Below are 17,170 nucleotides of genomic sequence, written 5' to 3' on the forward strand. Positions count from 1 at the left end.
AGAATTAATGACGCCGAGCCTCGTAGTCGAAAACGCCAGGACAGAAGCCGGCGAGATCGTCTCGCTTATTCTGAACAATGACCGGATCGCCGCGATCGGCCCGAATGCGGCCGCCGGCATCGACCCCGTAGTGCCGCGTTTCGATGGTGCCGGCGGCCTTCTCTGCCTTCCCTTCGTCGACGGCCATATTCATCTCGACAAGACGCTGATTGGCGTGCCATTCATCCCGCATATTCCGGGCGATACGGTCGCCAAGCGCATCGAGGCGGAAAAATCCCTGCGGCGCACGGTGGCGCTGCCGGTCGAAGCCCGCGGCGGCGCCCTGCTGGAGAAGCTTGCAGCCTACGGCACACTTTTCGTGCGCAGCCATGTCGACATCGATACCGAAGTCGGCCTGAAAGGCCTCGAGGCCGTGCTTTCGCTGAAGCAGAGCCATGGTCATCTCGTCGATATCCAGACCGTTGCCTTCCCGCAATCCGGCGTGCTGCGCGATCCCGGCACGGCCGGGCTGCTCGATACGGCCATCGCCGCTGGCGCCGATCTCGTCGGCGGCCTCGATCCCGCCGGGATCGACAACGATGTGACCGGCCATCTCAATGCGATCTTTTCCGTCGCCGGCAAATACGGTGTCGGGCTCGATATCCATCTGCATGATGGCGGTGCACTCGGCGCCTTCGAACTTCGCCAGATCGCCGATCGCACGGCAGCACTCGGCCTCGAAGGCAAGGTGGTCGTCAGCCACGCTTTCTGCCTCGGCGAGTTGGACGATGCCGAATTCGGCCGCACTGCCGCCGCACTCGCCAGATCGGGCGTGGCGATCATGACCAGCGCGCCAGGAGCCGTGCCGATGCCACCGGTCAAGCGGCTTGCCGCCGCCGGTGTCCGGCTCTTCTGCGCCAACGACAATATCCGCGACGCCTGGTCGCCTTTCGGCAATGGCGACATGCTGGAGCGTGTCGGCATCCTCTGCGATCGCCAGGATTTCCGTTCGGATGAGGATCTGGCGGCGGCCTTCCGCCTGGCGACTCAAGCGCCGGCCGAAATCCTCGGCCGCTCCGTCGGCCCGCTCAAGGCCGGGTCACCTGCTGATTTTGTTATTTTGCCCGCCGCGTCGCTGGCAGAAGCCGTCGCTTCCCGTCCCCTCGATCGCATCGTATTTCGCGGCGGCGCCATCATCGCCCGCGGGGGCCGGCTCGTCGTCTGATTTTTCCATCAATGTATGGCGCTGGGAGCACCGCAGATGAAGGGCCGACTTTGGATCCAATCGCCGCTCGCCATCATGGCTGAGGGCGCCGAGGGCGGCATCGTCATCGAGAATGGCCGCATCGTCGAGCTGGTCGCGGCTGGACGGCAGCCTTCGACCCCCGTCGATGCACACTTCGACGCCGGCCGGCATGTCGTCATCCCCGGTCTCATCAACACCCATCACCATATGTTCCAGACGCTGACGCGCGCCCATCCGGCTGCGATCAACAAATCGCTCTGGCCATGGATCCGCGCGCTCTATCCGATCTGGGCAAAGCACATGACGCCCGAAGCCTTCCGTCTTGCCGTCCGTCTCGCGCTGACCGAGCTCCTCCTCTCCGGCTGCACCACCACCTCCGACCACCACTATCTCTATGCTGCCGGTCTCGAAGACGCCATGGATGTCGAAGCCGAGGAGGCGGCTCGCCTGGGCATGCGCATCACGCTGACGCGAGGCAGTCTCAATATCAAGGACCAGCAAGGCGTGATTTCGCCGGCCAATGTCGTGCAGGACGACGACGTGATCCTTGCCGACAGCGAGCGTGTGCTCCGGCGCTATCATGACAGATCCGAAGGGGCGATGACGCAGGTGGCGCTTGCGCCCTGCGCGCCCTTCGACGTCACGCTGGAACTGATGCGCGAAACGGCGGCGCTGGCGGAACGCTACGATTGCCGGCTCCACACCCATCTGGTCGAGACCAGGGCGGAAGCAGAATTCTGCCGCAGCAAATTCGCCTGCACGCCGGTGGAATATCTCGATCGCTGCAATTGGCTGAGCGCCCGCACCTGGCTCGCCCACGGCATTCATTTCGATGATGCCGAGATCGCCGAGCTCGGCCGGCACGGCGTTGGCGTCTGCCATTGCCCGACCTCGAACATGGTGCTCGCATCGGGCATGTGCCGCACCTGCGAGCTGGAAGCCGCCGGGGTGCCTGTCGGCCTTGGCGTCGACGGCTCAGCTTCCAACGACAATTCCAACCTGATGGAAAGTGTGCGCCATGCCTTAATGCTCAACCGGCTGATCTACGGCGCCGAAGCGGTCACCCATCTCGACGCGCTGCGCTGGGGCACCGCTGGCTCGGCAAGGCTGCTCGGCCGCGACGACATCGGGATCATCGCGCCCGGCCGCCAGGCGGATCTGGCCTTCTACAAGCTCGACGAATTGCGTTTCTCCGGTGCCGGCGATCCGCTGGCAGCCCTCGTGCTCTGCGGCGCCACCACGGCCGACCGCGTCATGATCGCAGGCGAATGGCGCGTTACCGACCGTATACCCGCGAACGTCGATATCGAGGCGCTGATCGCCGATCACAACCGCGTCGCCCGCAATTTCCTTCTGTCGGTCTGAGGAGGTCCCATGGCGATCGATTTTGTCATCCGCAATGCCCGAATGGCCGGCTTGACCGAGCCGACCGACATCGCCTTCGACACAGGCCGCATCGCGGCGATCGCGCCTCGTTTCGTCTGCGATGCGCCGCACCATGACGCCGGGGGAAGATTTGCCTGCGCAGGCCTCATCGAAACCCACATCCACCTCGACAAGGCCGGTATCATCAGCCGCTGCAATCTCTGCACCGGGACACTCGCCGAAGCCATCAGCGAAACTTCTCGAGCCAAGGCCGCCTTCACCGAGGAAGATGTCTATGTCCGTGCTGCCGCAGTCGTCGAAAAGGCAATCCTCAACGGCACAACCCGCCTGCGCACCTTCGTCGAGATCGACCCGCGCGTCGGCTTCCGCTCCTTCGAGGCGATCAAACATCTGAAGGCTGACTATATCAGCCTCATCGACATCGAAATCTGCGCGTTCGCTCAGGAAGGCCTGACGAATGACCCCGGCACGGAGGCGATGCTGGAACAGGCGCTGAAGGCGGGTGCCGATCTGGTGGGAGGCTGCCCCTACACCGATCCCGAACCCGCCGAACACATCCGCTGCATCTTCGACCTCGCCATGCGAAACGACGTTGCCGTCGATTTCCACCTTGATTTCGACCTCGACCCCGCCGGCTCCAATCTCCCTGTCGTCATCGCCGAGACCGTCGCACGCCGTTACCAGGGACGCGTCTCGGTCGGCCATGTCACCAAGCTCTCGGCCTTGCCACCGGAAGAGCTGGAGCCGATCGGCCGCCGTCTTGCCGAGGCCGGCATCGCATTGACCGTCCTGCCGTCGACTGATCTCTTCCTGACGGGCCGCAATGCGACCCATCTCGTTCCACGCGGCGTGACACCCGCTCACCGCCTGGCAGCGCTCGGTGTTGTCACGACCATCTCTACCAACAATGTCCTGAATCCATTCACGCCGTTCGGCGACGTCAACCTGCTGCGCATGGCCAATCTCTACGCGAACGTTGCCCAGATCGGCACCGCCGATGGCCTCGACGGTGTCTTCGCCATGATCACGACGCAGGCTGCCACCCTCCTGGGAAGAAAGGGTTACGACATTGCGATCGGCAGCGCGGCAGATATCGTCCTCTTCGACGCCCCCTCGGCTGCCGATGCCGTCGCGACAATCGCCCCGGCGAGCGCCGGCTGGAAAAATGGTCGTCGGAGCTTCCTTCGCCCGCGGCCGCAGCTTTTCCTAGCATTACAGTTGCATATCTATCTGTGGTCTGAATCTATGGGTCTCCATGATTCGGAGGTCATGGATGACAGGTGCATCAATCGAGACTACGCTTGAGCTTTGGGCATCATCGTTGCGCGACGTGAAGGCTCGCATGCGCAGACTGTTTACGCAGGAGCGAGTTGCAGCCTCTGCGAACCTTTTCCTGGACGGCTTGCTGGGTGACGAGCGGCGTAAGACAGGTTGGATGCGTGCTGAGGCGGCCGGTGATCCCGGCCCGTGGCGGCAACAAGCCATTCTGGGGCGCGGGCGCTGGGACGCGGACGCACTTCGCGACATCGTGCGAGAGTATGTCGTAGAAAACCTCGCCACGGATGATGCGGTCCTGGTCATCGACGAGACGGGCTTCCTCAAGCAGGGCAAGACATCGTGCGGTGTTGCACGTCAATATACAGGTTCGGCTGGCAAGATAACGAACTGCCAGATCGGTGTGTTCGCCGCCTATGTGTCCGTTCGCGGTCATGCCTTTATCGATCGGGCCCTGTACTTGCCCAAAAGCTGGACCGGCGATCCGGCAAGGCTGGCAGCAGCTCATGTTCCTCAGGCTACAGCCTTCGCTACCAAGCCAGGCCTGGCTGTCGAGATGATACGGCGTGCGCTGGCAGCCGATGTGCCGTTTTCATGGGTGGCCGCAGATGCGGTCTATGGCGTCGGGGACGTTGAAGGGACCCTGCGTCGAGCCTGCAAAGGCTACGTTCTTGGGGTTAAATCGGACCACCATTTCGGCTCCTGGTCGGGTAAGCCTCCGGTCGCCGGCACAGCGCAGGAGATCGCCCGTGATCTCGATCCAAGTGCATGGCAACGTCTTTCCGCCGGTGAGGGCACCAAAGGCGCGCGGCTTCATGACTGGGCCTATTGCGAACTCGCCGACCTCGATGCCGACGAATACAACGAGACGACATCTGGGCTTTGGACCCGTGGCCTCCTGATCCGGCGCAATATCAGCGACGGTGATCTCGCATTCTTCACCACATGGTGCCTGGCCGGGACGGACATCCAGACGCTCGTTTCCGTTGAAGGCCATCGCTGGGCGATCGAAGACAGCTTCGAGACCGCCAAGAACGAGCTCGGACTCGATCACAATGAAACCCGGTCATGGCATGGCTGGCATCGCCACGTCTCCCTCGTCATGCTTGCCTTCGCCATGATGGCGGTGATCCGGTACCGCGCCAATGACGCGACGCCCCAAAAAAGACCGCGGATGCCGACCATCAGGACTTGATCCGCTGGTCTATCCAGGAAGTCCGGCGCATCGCCATAAGACTCGCTCAGCGTCGCATAAGCCCCGCCTACGTCATCGCATGGTCATGCTGGAGGCGCGCCCATCAGGCGGCCGCTCGACGAGCTCACCTCAAAACTAAAATACAACTGTAATGCTAGGGCGTCGACTCATAAACTCTGACACCAGATGCGCGCCGCGACAAGTTTGACAGCGGCGAGATAGTTTTCCGGGCGCTTGTCGTAGCGTGTGGCGATACCTCTGAACTGTTTGATCTTGTTGAAAAACCGCTCCACGAGGTTTCGCTGCCGATAAACCCAGCGCGAGAATGAGAAGGAGCCCGTCCGATTTGCTTTGGGCGGGATGTTGGCCCAGGCTTTGCGCGCGGCCGCCTTAGCCCGGATGGCGTTGCTGTCATAGCCCTTGTCGGCAAGCAGGATGTCGCCTTCGCCGAGGCTGTCAGTCAGCGCATCGGCTTCAGTGCAATCAGCAATCTGCCCGCCGGTCAGACGGAGCGTGACGGGCCGACCTTCAGCATCGACGAGCGCGTGGATTTTGCTCGTGAGCCCGCCGCGGGAACGTCCCATGCCACCATCGTCTTGATCCCCTTTTTTCCCGTGGCCGCGTGCTGGTGAACGCGAACACAGGTCGAGTCGATCATGACGATGTCGCCATCGTAAGCTTCTGAAACCGCTTCAAGAAGCCGATCCCAGACACCAGCCTTCCGCCAGCGGACGAAGCGGTTGTAGCAGGTGGTTGGCGGCCCATACCGCTCAGGAACTTCCGCCCAAGGAGAGCCTGTTCGGAAGCGCCAAAGGATGCCATTCAACACCCGTCGGTCGTCGACACGGGGAACGCCGCGCGGCTTGTTGGGAAGAAGTGGCGAAATAATCGACCATTCCTGGTCCGTGAGTTCGTAGCGGCGGCGTGTCATCATGGCTCCTCATTCGGAAGCCTTGAATCACGAGGCACGCAAAACGCCAAGAACATTAATGGGTTTACGCCCTAGACCAAGGCTAGGCACCGCACACGCTTCGCGCTAGGTGATCGCGCCCGGCAACGCATCAACGACCGGATCATCTCGCGCGAAGTTCTGGAGGCACTTGGCCCCGAAGGCGTGCTCGTCAACATGGCACGTGGCAACACGGGGAGCATGAGGATTTGTGGGTCGGGATGGAGCGGAGTATGTCGTCGTCATTGAATTTTGGCGGAGCCGGCGGGTGAAGAGGGCAAAACGGAAGTCAGCAAAGAGCAGCGGGAATACGCCCGCCTCGGAGGATGAGGTTTTTATCCTGCAATTTCGCATCTGGCTAAAGGACGTGAACCCGATGGTGTGGCGTAGGGTTCAGGTAGCCTCGACGATGACGTTGCGCGAGTTTCATGGCGTCCTTCAGGTCGCGATGGGGTGGGGAAGGCATCCACCTTTACGAATTCATCATTCACACGGCGCGGTACGGCTCGTGGGAGACGGGTGCCCGTTCCCCGGCCATGACGCTTGGCGAATTGAAGCTGCGCAAAGGCAGCCGGTTCCTGTACGAATACGACCTCAACATTCCCTGGGGGCACGAGATCCGGCTGGAGGAGCGCCAGCCAGTCAAACCGGGCGCTCACTATCCGGCATGCACATCCGGGCCCCCGCCGACGGCATCGTGGTGAGTTCGATTTATAATTTCGTTGGCAACGTCATCAGTCCTGGTGAAAAGGTGATGGAAATACTGCCGACAACTTCGCGGCCGCTTGTAGAGGCACGACTGCAGCCAAATGACATTGATGCCGTCCATAAGGGACAAGAAGCGCGACTGCGACTAACAGCTCTCAATGCTCGATTGACGCCCGAAGTTGATGCGGTCGTTGAACAGGTGTCGGCTGACCGATTGATCGATGAGACAACACACCAACCATACTACAGGGCGCTGTTGAGGATAGCCGATCCGCTTTCGGCGGCCATAACCGCGAATGATCTGCACCCAGGCATGCCGGTCGAGGCCTTTATCACGACCGGGGATCGCACTTTCTTTGAGTACCTATCAAAGCCAGTTCTGGACTCGATGCAACGAGCGTTTGTTGAAGAATAAGCGGGCGCGCGGGCCCATGTGGCCACATTTTTGGGTGAATCGCAGGCTGAGGATCGCGAGAACCAAATGAGCCACAGAAGTTCTCCGACATTGGATAGATTAGCAGCTCAACGCTGCTCCTAAATTAGCGCGAAACAGATATTTCCTTGGCCGATTACGGGATCCAACGTTCGTAGCCCTTCAAGGCGGCTATCTTGTATATTGCTCCACAGTCAATAATATCATATATGTAGGTATGTTCCTACATGGAGGCATTCTATGAGCATCACAAGTTTGTCTAGCCGGGAGTTGAACCACGACGTCAGTAAGGCAAAGAAGGCTGCCAAAAGAGGACCTGTAGTTATTACAGATCGCGGGAAGCCGTCCCATGTGTTGATGACGTACAGCGAATTCGTCCGCCTGACCGGCAAGCGACGGAATCTCGTCGATACTCTTTCAATGCCTGGTTTGTCGACGATCGAATTAGATCCACTGAGAGCCGAAATTGCACCTCGCGAGGTCGATCTGTCTTGAAGTACCTGCTAGATACAAACGTCGTCTCCGAGTTGCGCAAAGTTGGAGACGGTAAAGCAGATGCCAATGTGACGAAGTGGGTCGGTGCGCAAGATTCCAATGACTTGTTCATTTCCGCAATTACGATCCTGGAAATTGAGCGCGGAATATTAACCATCCAGCGTCGCGACGCTTCCCAGGGCTCTCGCTTGCGGGGATGGATGGATAGCCGTGTTCGTCCTGAATTCGCCGAGCGAGTTCTGCCAATCGATGACGCGATAGCGACGCGTTGTGCCCACTTACATATTCCAGACCGCCGCAACGAGGCTGATGCTTTGATCGCCGCTACCGCGCTGGTTCACGGTTTAACTGTAGTCACGCGTAATGTTCAGGATTTCGATGATACCGGCGTGATCGTAGTCGACCCGTGGCAAGACTGAAATCGGGCGCGGGCACCCGCCAGCGATGTCCTTTTAGATTCCTTAGATCACCCCAGAACCTTTTTGGGATCGTATGGTCTGCGGTTCGAATCCGTTCAAGAGCAAGTCGAACCAATCCGCGCGAGACGTAGGTCACGGCGGTCCGGCGAGCATCGGCATCATCGCTCTTCCGATAGTAAGGCTGATGGATACATGCTGACTATATCGGTGTCTCACCAGACGTCGCAGCCTCTGGACCGGCAGGCAAATGGTTTGTCGATCGGGTCAAGGCTCTTTGGCGCGGTGCAGACATCATCGAAACGGCATCAGCGCGCTGAACTGAAAAGGCTCGGTCGTGGAGGCCCTATCTTCACATGAAACTGCCTCAGACGCGTGATCGGATGGGCGCGTCAATCGCATCTGTCGCGCCTTGTCGCTCCGCAAGGACGGCGTCCGTGATCAGACGCACGAGCTGATCGGCCGGCGGAGCGAAGGAGGGCTGGTCGATCGCCCAGCCCAGCGCCGTCATCAGGGCGAACAGGTCGTCTCCGTTCATGTCATGACGGGCAGAGCCGTCGGACTGGGCGCGGAGCAGGAGCCGCGCGCTCGCGGAATGTACGGACGCACAGGCCGCATATAGCGCGGACTGCGGGTTGGTGTGGGCCGCCGCCATGAGGTTGACGACGCCCCTGTGACCTTGTGCGAACGCCACCCAGTCGCGAAACCACGACTCGAGGGCCGACCCACCTTTTGCCGACAAAATAAGATCCGCGCACGGAGGAATCCCCCGCAACGCTTCTGCGCCCAAACCAGTCAGCAGCCGCGCCTGCAGCGCTCGGAACGGGATCGCCATCCCTCGGGCTGGCTCTGCGAGGCGATGGCGACGACGAGTTGGCAGCACAGCCATGCGGGCCACTCCGGCCGGGGCTTCCTGAAGTAGAGGTGATCGTCTACATAAGATCGACTTGCAAAAACCGACCTACAACAGAACGAGGAGTACAAAAATGGCCCGGCTTACGGACACCGTAGCTGTCGTCACCGGTGGCGGTAGGGGGATTGGTCGGGAGATTGCACTGCAGCAGGCGCGGGAGGGCGCCAAGGTCGCTGTGCTTGCGCGGACAGCGACCGAGATCGAGAACTGTCTCGCTGATTCAAGGCGGGGGCCGGCGAGCGATCGCTGTGACGACCGACGTTGCCGAATACAGCGCCGTCGAAAGCGCTTTTGCCCGGATTGCATCCGAATTGGGTCCAGTCGAAACACTGGTCAACAACCATGGCTCTTTCCAGGCTTTCGGTCCTGTATGGGAATGTGATCCGCTCGTCTGGTGGCGGGATGTAGAGATCAATCTGCGCGGAACCTTCCACACCAGCCGCGCGGCAACTCCAACAATGCTGGCGCGCGGCAAGGGCCGGATCGTCAACCTAGTCGGTGGTGGAACAGGCAACAGCTTCCCCCACGGCTCCGGTTACGCATCGAGCAAAGCGGCCATCATGCGCCTGACGGAGTGTCTCAATGATACGACGATCGCTCATAACGTGCGCGCCTTCGCAGTCGATCCGGGGCTTGTCCGGAGCGCGATGACCGAAATGCAGCTGTTTTCCGAGGCCGGTAAAACCTACCTGCCTGGCATCCAGCAGCTCTTTGACGATGGCGTCGACATCGATCCCTCACGCGCTGCACTTCTGATCACAGACATCGCTGCTGGCCGTTTCGACGTGCTTGCTGGTCGTCTTTTGCGCGGTGTTGACGATCGCGACGGGCTCGAAAAGGACATGGAGAGCTTAGTTGCAGCCGATGGACGGGCGTTGCGCTTCACCGCAATTGAGCAGCAGAAGCTCTGACTTTGCCCTTGGACGGACGGGTTAGCCTGAATGGCGGCAAAGGCGTTCTGCTGAAAGCGCTGGCGTGTCCTGATTGCTTCTGTCATGCGTCGTTAGATGGTTACTAAGCGTTAAACCATCGGCGACTACTCTCAAGACTGCCGCGGCATTTCCTCCCGCGCTGTGTCGCCAAGACTCTTGGCCCGAGCCTCGCATGCTCGGGCCTTTTTCCTATCTGCTACGCTGACCCGGATATAACCGGCGTGAAACCAACTGAGCAGGTTGGCTGACCAGCATCCGAAAAAACCGCTGTTTAGCTTCCCTCGTCTGGCCAAGCAATAAAAGGGTTCAGTTGAGTTACTTGGATGAAGCAGGGCGGCGAACCGACTAAAATCAAAGAGAGCCTAGGGGCGCACTTCTCCCGTGCGCACCATCTATCTGTTGCTGGATTCAGGATTTTGTTCTCTACATCACCAGGCCTCTTCACCTCTCGTTGATGTGATAGCCGAGCAAATTGTCAGCTCCGGGGAAGGGCACTAAGCATCGTTGCCTGGGCGATGTTGAGGTGACGACATGTTTCGATATTTGGGTTGCATTCTACTGATCATGTTCATCGTTCCCGGAGGCGCATCCGCGACGGCTTCCTGTGGAGGCGATCGTCCGTGCATGGTTACTGGCGGCAACTATAGGATTGAGCTACCGGAAGACGACGATCTTCGCGGTGCGTTCGTCTTTTTTCACGGCTTCAAGGGTTCTGCCGAGCTGGGGTCGGAACAAGAGCAGTTCGAAATCGTACGAGGCCTTTATCAACCAAAGACAGCAATTGCCTTGTTTTCCAAGGGCTTACCATGCGATTTTTCGGACATGATCCGAAGGAGATAAAGAATGACGGAAACGATGCTAGCAGCGCTTACCAACATTCGGACCGCGGAAGATATGATCATGGCCTTTTTCGCGATGAAGAGCAATGTCAGCGGTTGCTGGAAAGCATGGTGTGGCCGGGTGGGAGAGTTTGCCCTGCCTGTGGTTAAACGCTCGATCGCGATCGCCGGTCGCGATACTGGCAAGCGGCATGCGCGTCCGGGTCTCTATCAATGCTCGAGCGGCGATTGCCGGTTCCAGTTCACGGTGACGACACACACGCCTTTGCATTCCACAAAGCTTCCTTTGCGTGTTTGGCTGAAGGGCATGTGGCTTATGCTGCAGTCGGATAAAGGCTTGTCCTCGGTGCGCCTGGTCCGTGGCGAGAAGCATTGGCTTTGGCGTGCGGTGGATCAGGACGGCTTTGTGATTGACGTTCTCGTGCAGAGCCGCCGCAACGCGAAGGCGGCCAAGCGCCTGATGCGTTATGCCGGGCATCGAGCATCGGTCACACAAGGGGCTTAACAACCGGGCTGAAAACTCCCACCAACCGACGCGACGGCGCGAGCGGATTATGAAGCGTTTCAAGTCAGCCCGACATCTCCAGCGCTTCGTCTCCATCCATGACCCGATTGCCAACCTCTTCCGCATCTCGCGCCACGACATTATATCCAGCCATCATCGCAAACTGCGCGCAGCGGCGATGAACCTATGGGCGAAAATCGCTCGGGCGTGAACGATAAAATCGGTAGGCATATGCCCCGTGACCTAGGGTCAGGACCTATTAATCTGGCATCAACTGCCACGAGCCATCGCTTTCGGACTAGGCCACGAACGGCAACTTCCCGCCATTATGAGATTTAGACCAAGGTCTCAAAAGCGCCGCCAATAGCGGAAATTGACAACCTTAAACTAGGGAGCAAGATGATCTCCGTCCGGCGTGCCGGCCACACGGTAGCCATCGACCGCTATGCTAACCGCGCTCAAGATCACGCCTCGTGTTTGCAGATGGAACGGCGTCGCAAGGGAACAGGCGGACTAATCATGGTGCCACCTAGCCGACTGATTGAACCAGCTCTGGGTATCGGTGCCCTTCTGCTACTGACTGTTGGTTGCACACTTGTGCTTTGGCCCTTCCTGTCGGCAATCCTGTGGGCCGCAGTAATTTGTTTCTCGACCTGGCCAATCTACCGCCAATGCGAACGTGCTGTCGGGGGCTACCGAGCGCCGGCTGCCGCAGCTATGACGATATTGGTGGTCATTGTTGTGGTCGCACCGCTTGCTGTCCTCGTAACGGCGCTCGCCGACGACATAACCAAACTCGCCGGGGGAATAACGCGCGTCCTGGAGCAGGGTCCTTCCGCGCCACCCAACTGGGTGAGAGGCCTGCCGATTGTTGGCGAGAGCGTGGCTGCTTACTGGGAAAACCTCACTGACGACGCTCCTGCATTTATCGTCGAGCTCAAGAGGCTGACCGGTCCTGTCACCGATATTGCTCTCGCTGGCGGGGCAGCTTTCGGCACCGGCCTCCTCGAACTCGGGCTAAGCATATTCATCACCTTCTTTTTGTTCCTGCACGGCCGACGCATGATCAGTTTCATGCGTCAGATCAGTGAGCGCGTTGCAGGTCCTCGTGCCAAGAGGTTGCTCACGATAATCGGCATGACCGTGAAGGGTGTCATCTACGGAATGATCGGAACGGCCCTTGCGCAAGGCCTACTGGCTGGCATCGGTTTCTGGATCGCCGGCGTACCTCAATCGCTGTTATTGGGCTGCCTGACCTTTGCGCTGTCGTTTGTGCCCGTCGGACCACCGTTCTTGTGGGGACCGGTTGCCCTTTGGTTGCTCCTGCAAGGATCAGTAGGATGGGGCATCTTCATCGCGATCTGGGGCTTGCTTCTCGTCAGCAGCATTGACAATTTCCTTCGACCGTATCTGCTTAACCAAAACAGCAACCTACCTGTGCTGCTCGGCCTGTTTGGGCTTATTGGCGGTGTCTTGGCGTTCGGCCTGATTGGGCTTTTTCTCGGGCCGACCTTGTTGGCGGTTGCCTACAACCTTTTTCTCGAGTGGGCTGCAGCGCAAACTAAAGACCGCATACAATCTGCGTCCCCGATCCCTGCTTCTGACCAGCATTTGGGATCTAGTAGATGATGTCGCGAGGAATGGAGCAGCATTCGGCGGAGGCCGGGTTGTCGGCGAAAGCCGTAGAGAAGGGATATGTAGTTCCAGAGGTCGGTCTTGCGGTTCAAGGCGATCCGACGACCGCCCGTTCAAACGGTCGCCGGTTCAGCTATTTGGCCGCGTGCCAAACTCCCCCAACGCCATCGCCGTTGGCTTCACCGGCTTTCTTATCCTCGACATAGGTGTAGAGCGGCTTGCCCTCGTAGGCCCACATCTCTTTGCCATCCGCAGCTTTGACTAGAGTCCATTCGCCTTCTGCCTTGGCCTTGGCTCCGGCGTGGAACGCCGGCCACTTCTTCAGGCAATCCTTATCGCAGTTGGATTTGCCTTTTGTATCTTTGTCGAAGGTGTAAAGGACCATGCCATTTTCAGTAGCCAGGATCTTGCCCATTTTCGTGTCCACCGTCTTGGCAGGCTCGGCCGCAAAAGCAGACCCGGCTAAAGCAGTTAACGCACCTATCGCGATCAATATCGTTCTCATGATTTTTCTCCCATTCGGCAGTGCCGGCGGAATGCCAGCAGTACCCGATCTAACGTAAGCGGGTAGGCCATCCCACGTAGCGCGGCATCGAAAGATCGCTCATTTTCGGCATGAATCATGCGGAGAAACCTATGAGCGACAGTGTGAATCAGGCTCGTGCCTTTGAGGTTCTGACGGCGACACCAATACGGACGAGGCGCAAGCCACGAGATTGGCCGGATGCTGAGAAGGCTCGGCTGATTGCGGAGACATTGCTGCCGGGGGCGAATGTATCAGCGATCGCCCGCGCTGAGGGGCTAGATCCCTCGCAGCTTTACGGCTGGCGTCGCAAGGCATTGGCCTCGGGATCGGTTGTGCCCCTTTCGAAAGAGGCTAATGAAAGGGTTAGTTTCGCGCGCGTCGAAGCTGTTGCAAGTTCGCCGGTGGAATCGTCATGGGTGACGTCGTGGTGCGCGTGGCCGGGGATATCGAGCCGGATCATCTTGCCAAGATCCTACGGGCGGTGCGCAAGGCATGATTGCGTCTGGCGTTGTTGTTTACGTCTCCTGCCAACCGGTCGACTTTCGCAAGGGAGCGGCTTCGTTGATGGCTTTGGTCAGGGATGGCGGTCTCGACCCGTTCAATGGCGCCCTCTATGTGTTCCGTTCCAAGCGGAAGGACCGTGTCCGGATCGTGTGGTGGGATGGCAGTGGGGTCTGTCTCTATTCGAAAGTTATCGAAGGAAACGGCTTTTGCTGGCCGGCTGCGACGGCGGCGCGCATCCGTCTGGATCATGCCCAGCTCATGGCCCTTCTGGCCGGAATGGACTGGAAGAGGATCCTCCCGGCGGCAATCAGGAGGCCGCTTTCGACAGGCTGAATCCCTCCAAGAAATCCGACGCATGTTGCTGTAAACGCTAGGAAAAGATCACAATTTGTGATCTACTTCCTGCTATGGCGTTCTCTGCTTCGGACCTTCCTGACGACGTTGATGCACTCAAGGCGATGATCGTCGCCATGAGCGCAGAAGGCGCCGCTGCCCGAGCGGAGATCACCCGGCTTGAGGCGCTCAAGAAGGATACGGACGAGCGGATAGCCTCTCACTGCGATTGTGAAAGTGCTTGAGCGGGCTCAGAAAGGCACGCGCTCGGAACGGCTGCGACTGGGGATCAACGACGATCAGATCGACTTTGCGTTCGAGGAAGTCGAGACCGGTCTGGCAGCGATCGACAGCGAGCTCGACCAGTCACGGAAAGACAAGCCGAAGCGGGAAGCACGCCCGCGCAAGGGCTTTGCCGCCCATCTCGAGCGCATTGAGGAGGTCATCGAGCCTGAAATCCCCGAAGAATGCCGAGGGCTGGAAAAGGTTTTGATTGGCGAAGACCGATCCGAGCGGCTCGATGTCATCGCGCCGAAGTTCAGGGTCATCGTTACCCGCCGGCCTAAATACGCATTCAGAGGGCGTGACGGTGTGCTGCAGGCTCTAGCGCCTTGCCATATCATCGAAGCCGGGCTGCCGAGCGAACGGCTCCTGGCTTACATCGCCGTGTCCAAATATGCCGACGGCCTTCCGCTCTACCGTCAGGAAACAATCTACCTGCGCGATAGCGTGACGCTGAGCCGCTCGTTGATGGCTCAATGGATGGGACATCTCGGCTTCGAGCTCAAGATCCTTGCGGATTACATCCTGGAGAAAATCAAAGCAGGTGAAAGGATCTTTGCCGACGAAACGACATTGCCGACCCTGGTGCCTGGTTCGGGAAAAACAATGACGGCATGGCTGTGGGCCTATGCACGTGATGATCGGCCGTTCGGGGGATCAGGGCCACCAATGGTCGCCTATAGATTTGAAGACAGCAGAGGCGGGCGCTGTGTGGCCCGTCACCTGAGCGGCTTCAACGGCATTCTCCAGGTGGATGGGCACGGCGCCTATACGAGCATGGTCAAAGAGCAGGTCAAGGCCGGCAGCAAGGAGACCATCGCGTTGGCAGGGTGCTGGGCGCATGTCAGGCGCAAATTTTACGAACTCCATATCGGTGGTATCAATCAGGCCGCGACAGCCTCGGTGAAGGCGATGACCGAGTTGTGGAAGGTCGAGGACGAGATCCGGGGAAAGGATGCCAACATCCGTGCATTGTCGCCAACCTTTTTGACATCTGGGAAAAGGAGCTGGCGAAGGTCTCTGGCAAGTCCAAGACCGCGGAGGCGATCCGCTATGCAATGACCCGCCGACAATCTCTGGATCGCTTTCTCGGTGACGGCCGCATCGAGATTGACTCCAATATCGTCGAGCGCGCAATCCGTCCCCAAACGATCACACGGAAGAATAGTCTATTTGCCGGAAGCGAAGGCGGTGGCAACACATGGGCCACGATCGCCACGCTTTTGCAGACAGCTAAAATGAACAACGTCGATCCGCTCGCCTGGCTGACACAGACCTTAGTTCGCATGGCCAACGGATGGCCCGCGCAGGATATCGACACTCTAATGCCCTGGAACTTCGAGTCGAGCGTGGTCGGCTAACCGCTTACGATCTAACTGACAAAAACGCCCAACTATGAAAGCAGTTCCGCCCACGGGGGCACGAACACGACAGGCCAGCAATGGTTATAACGTCCGCGAAGCGCCAATGACGGTTATCAGCGGCAAAGTCTTCGCGTCATTAAATTGCATTACATGATTGAACTGAAGGTATAGAGTGACTTGTCGGCAACCACTGAACGGGCGTTGCTGCTTGAGAGCGAAGCGCTCTCGCCCCAACAAGGGGATTCCTCATGTCCCTTCCAAGACTTGAGCACAACGGGATATTCTCACCCTACGATCTGGGTAGGTTGCGAGCCGAAATCGATGCATGGTGCGAAAGAGACGCAAGTGATTACACCCAGATTGGACGGTCCTGCGATAACGGCACGATAGTCACGAACAGACCGGTATTGCCGCAGCACATGCTTCTCTCGTTCCGCACAACCAGCACCACCTTAGCCAGACGGGCCAAACGCAAAGGCGGTGCTTTCACGGTTCGGGAGCGTGTGCAAGGCAGACCTGCATCCATCGAGTAATGAGGTCAGCGTCTGACCGCTTTCCACCCATTGCGGTCCTTGCGGATCGTGGGATGTGGGGCGGCTTCGGGCCAACAGGGGAGTGGCATTTCCACTTGCGTCGTCTTCGACGGATTGATTCAATGGTTGCGCAAGGAGGCGCTGCCATGAGTGATTTGATGCTGTTGTCCGAGGCGCAGATGCGCCGCATTAAGCCATACTTTCCATGGTCGCACAGTATTCCGCGAGTGGACGACCGCCGGATCATCAGTGGTATTGTCTTCGTTATTCGGAACGGATTGCGCTGGCGCGACGCGCCTAAAGAATATGGTCCCCACAAGACGATTTATAATCGCTTCATCCGATGGAGCAGGCTTGGTGTGTTCAGTCGAATCTTAGACTAGCCGAACTCGCAGCCAAACGCGGCAAGCCGGAACAATTGATGATCGATGCTACCCATTTGAAAGCACATCGGACGGCAGCTAGCCTGCTAAAAAAGGGGATGTTCCTAGACGTATCGGGCGGACCAAAGGTGGTTTGAATTCGAAACTACACGCGGTTTGCGATGGCCAGGGCCGACCTTTGGTCATGTTGCTAAGCGAAGGCCAGATGAGCGATTACAGAGGGGCCGCTCTTATGCTCAAAGCCTTGCCCAAGGCCAAAGCAATGCTTGCAGACAAGGGATACGACGCCGACTGGTTTCGAAACGCTATAGCGCGACGATCAGGATGAGACGCGAGCGA

General features: G+C 58.9%; 14 protein-coding genes and 6 pseudogenes. 16 read left to right on the plus strand and 4 right to left on the minus strand.

The genetic code is table 11. The annotated features are described in order from the left end of the window. Window positions 1-7: 7 nt before the first annotated feature. Genes WGT02_RS23005 through WGT02_RS23020 form a run of 4 tightly spaced genes read left to right on the plus strand, consistent with a single transcriptional unit; the run spans window position 8 to window position 5,081 of the window. The gene (locus tag WGT02_RS23005; RefSeq protein WP_208246929.1) at window positions 8-1,204 is read left to right on the plus strand and encodes an amidohydrolase family protein; all 1,197 of its coding nucleotides are present in this window, start codon (window positions 8-10) and stop codon (window positions 1,202-1,204) included. A 36-nt stretch (window positions 1,205-1,240) separates the two neighbouring features. Continuing rightward, the gene (locus WGT02_RS23010; protein ID WP_024318463.1) at window positions 1,241-2,590 is read left to right on the plus strand and encodes an 8-oxoguanine deaminase; all 1,350 of its coding nucleotides are present in this window, start codon (window positions 1,241-1,243) and stop codon (window positions 2,588-2,590) included. Between the two features lie 9 nt (window positions 2,591-2,599). Then, window positions 2,600-3,916 carry an amidohydrolase family protein gene (locus WGT02_RS23015; RefSeq protein ID WP_225039984.1) on the plus strand — a complete coding sequence of 439 codons (1,317 nt, stop codon included), beginning with the start codon at window positions 2,600-2,602 and terminating at the stop codon, window positions 3,914-3,916. Continuing rightward, window positions 3,867-5,081, plus strand: a complete 1,215-nt coding sequence (locus WGT02_RS23020; protein WP_208244986.1) for an IS701 family transposase — start codon at window positions 3,867-3,869, stop codon at window positions 5,079-5,081. Before WGT02_RS23015 ends, WGT02_RS23020 begins: the two co-directional genes overlap by 50 nt. A gap of 167 nt (window positions 5,082-5,248) precedes the next feature. Here the strand turns inward: WGT02_RS23020 and WGT02_RS23025 are convergent. Then, window positions 5,249-6,012, minus strand: a protein-coding gene (locus WGT02_RS23025; protein ID WP_112334169.1) for an IS5 family transposase whose coding sequence is annotated in 2 segments (ribosomal slippage) — window positions 5,249-5,697 and window positions 5,697-6,012 — 765 coding nt in all. Because the reading frame shifts where the segments join, the coding sequence is not laid out codon by codon here. Window positions 6,013-6,458: 446 nt separating this feature from the next. Between WGT02_RS23025 and WGT02_RS23030 the strand changes: the two genes are divergently transcribed. From WGT02_RS23030 to WGT02_RS23045, 4 genes are all read left to right on the plus strand, one after another. Continuing rightward, the gene (locus WGT02_RS23030; protein ID WP_263623045.1) at window positions 6,459-6,734 is read left to right on the plus strand and encodes a plasmid pRiA4b ORF-3 family protein; all 276 of its coding nucleotides are present in this window, start codon (window positions 6,459-6,461) and stop codon (window positions 6,732-6,734) included. After that, complete coding sequence (locus WGT02_RS23035) at window positions 6,728-7,153, plus strand: HlyD family efflux transporter periplasmic adaptor subunit (protein ID WP_225039982.1); 426 nt, start codon at window positions 6,728-6,730, stop codon at window positions 7,151-7,153. Before WGT02_RS23030 ends, WGT02_RS23035 begins: the two co-directional genes overlap by 7 nt. A 258-nt stretch (window positions 7,154-7,411) precedes the next feature. Continuing rightward, window positions 7,412-7,666 carry a type II toxin-antitoxin system prevent-host-death family antitoxin gene (locus WGT02_RS23040; RefSeq protein WP_024318960.1) on the plus strand — a complete coding sequence of 85 codons (255 nt, stop codon included), beginning with the start codon at window positions 7,412-7,414 and terminating at the stop codon, window positions 7,664-7,666. Next, window positions 7,663-8,085 (plus strand): type II toxin-antitoxin system VapC family toxin, encoded by a 423-nt coding sequence (locus WGT02_RS23045; protein WP_208246931.1) that lies wholly within the window; start codon window positions 7,663-7,665, stop codon window positions 8,083-8,085. The genes WGT02_RS23040 and WGT02_RS23045 overlap by 4 nt, the downstream gene beginning before the upstream one ends. Before the next feature lie 364 nt (window positions 8,086-8,449). On the opposite strand, the gene WGT02_RS23050 is transcribed toward WGT02_RS23045, so the two are convergent. Next, complete coding sequence (locus tag WGT02_RS23050) at window positions 8,450-8,971, minus strand: hypothetical protein (protein WP_024318958.1); 522 nt, start codon at window positions 8,969-8,971, stop codon at window positions 8,450-8,452. A gap of 97 nt (window positions 8,972-9,068) precedes the next feature. On the opposite strand from WGT02_RS23050, the pseudogene WGT02_RS23055 reads away from it, so the two are divergent. From WGT02_RS23055 to WGT02_RS23070, 4 genes and pseudogenes are all read left to right on the plus strand, one after another. Next, window positions 9,069-9,906, plus strand: a pseudogene (locus WGT02_RS23055) (SDR family NAD(P)-dependent oxidoreductase). Between the two features lie 864 nt (window positions 9,907-10,770). Then, a pseudogene (locus WGT02_RS23060) lies at window positions 10,771-11,121 on the plus strand (transposase); the annotation flags it as partial. Continuing rightward, a pseudogene (locus tag WGT02_RS23065) lies at window positions 11,122-11,482 on the plus strand (DDE-type integrase/transposase/recombinase); the annotation flags it as partial. Between the two features lie 308 nt (window positions 11,483-11,790). Continuing rightward, a complete protein-coding gene (locus WGT02_RS23070) occupies window positions 11,791-12,900 on the plus strand; it encodes an AI-2E family transporter (RefSeq protein ID WP_024318953.1) in 1,110 nt (369 codons plus the stop codon). Between the two features lie 139 nt (window positions 12,901-13,039). On the opposite strand, the gene WGT02_RS23075 is transcribed toward WGT02_RS23070, so the two are convergent. Then, the gene (locus WGT02_RS23075; RefSeq protein ID WP_024318952.1) at window positions 13,040-13,411 is read right to left on the minus strand and encodes a hypothetical protein; all 372 of its coding nucleotides are present in this window, start codon (window positions 13,409-13,411) and stop codon (window positions 13,040-13,042) included. A gap of 131 nt (window positions 13,412-13,542) precedes the next feature. Between WGT02_RS23075 and WGT02_RS23080 the strand changes: the two are divergent. Further along, window positions 13,543-13,722: pseudogene (locus WGT02_RS23080) on the plus strand (transposase); the annotation flags it as partial. A gap of 2 nt (window positions 13,723-13,724) precedes the next feature. Here the strand turns inward: WGT02_RS23080 and WGT02_RS23085 are convergent. Further along, window positions 13,725-13,892, minus strand: coding sequence for a hypothetical protein (locus WGT02_RS23085; protein WP_225039980.1), 168 nt, complete (start codon window positions 13,890-13,892; stop codon window positions 13,725-13,727). 104 nt (window positions 13,893-13,996) lie between these two features. On the opposite strand from WGT02_RS23085, the gene tnpB reads away from it, so the two are divergent. The 3 genes and pseudogenes from tnpB to WGT02_RS23100 all read left to right on the plus strand — a co-directional run. Beyond that, window positions 13,997-14,269: an IS66 family insertion sequence element accessory protein TnpB gene (tnpB, locus tag WGT02_RS23090; RefSeq protein WP_231052124.1), complete on the plus strand. Its 273-nt coding sequence runs from the start codon at window positions 13,997-13,999 to the stop codon at window positions 14,267-14,269. Between the two features lie 74 nt (window positions 14,270-14,343). Next, a pseudogene (locus WGT02_RS23095) lies at window positions 14,344-15,912 on the plus strand (IS66 family transposase). 682 nt (window positions 15,913-16,594) lie between these two features. After that, a pseudogene (locus WGT02_RS23100) lies at window positions 16,595-17,141 on the plus strand (IS5 family transposase); the annotation flags it as partial. Between the last annotated feature and the right edge of the window lie 29 nt (window positions 17,142-17,170).

Source organism: Rhizobium sp. T1470, assembly GCF_042140505.1.
In the GTDB taxonomy this organism is placed as follows: Bacteria; Pseudomonadota; Alphaproteobacteria; order Rhizobiales; family Rhizobiaceae; genus Rhizobium; species Rhizobium favelukesii.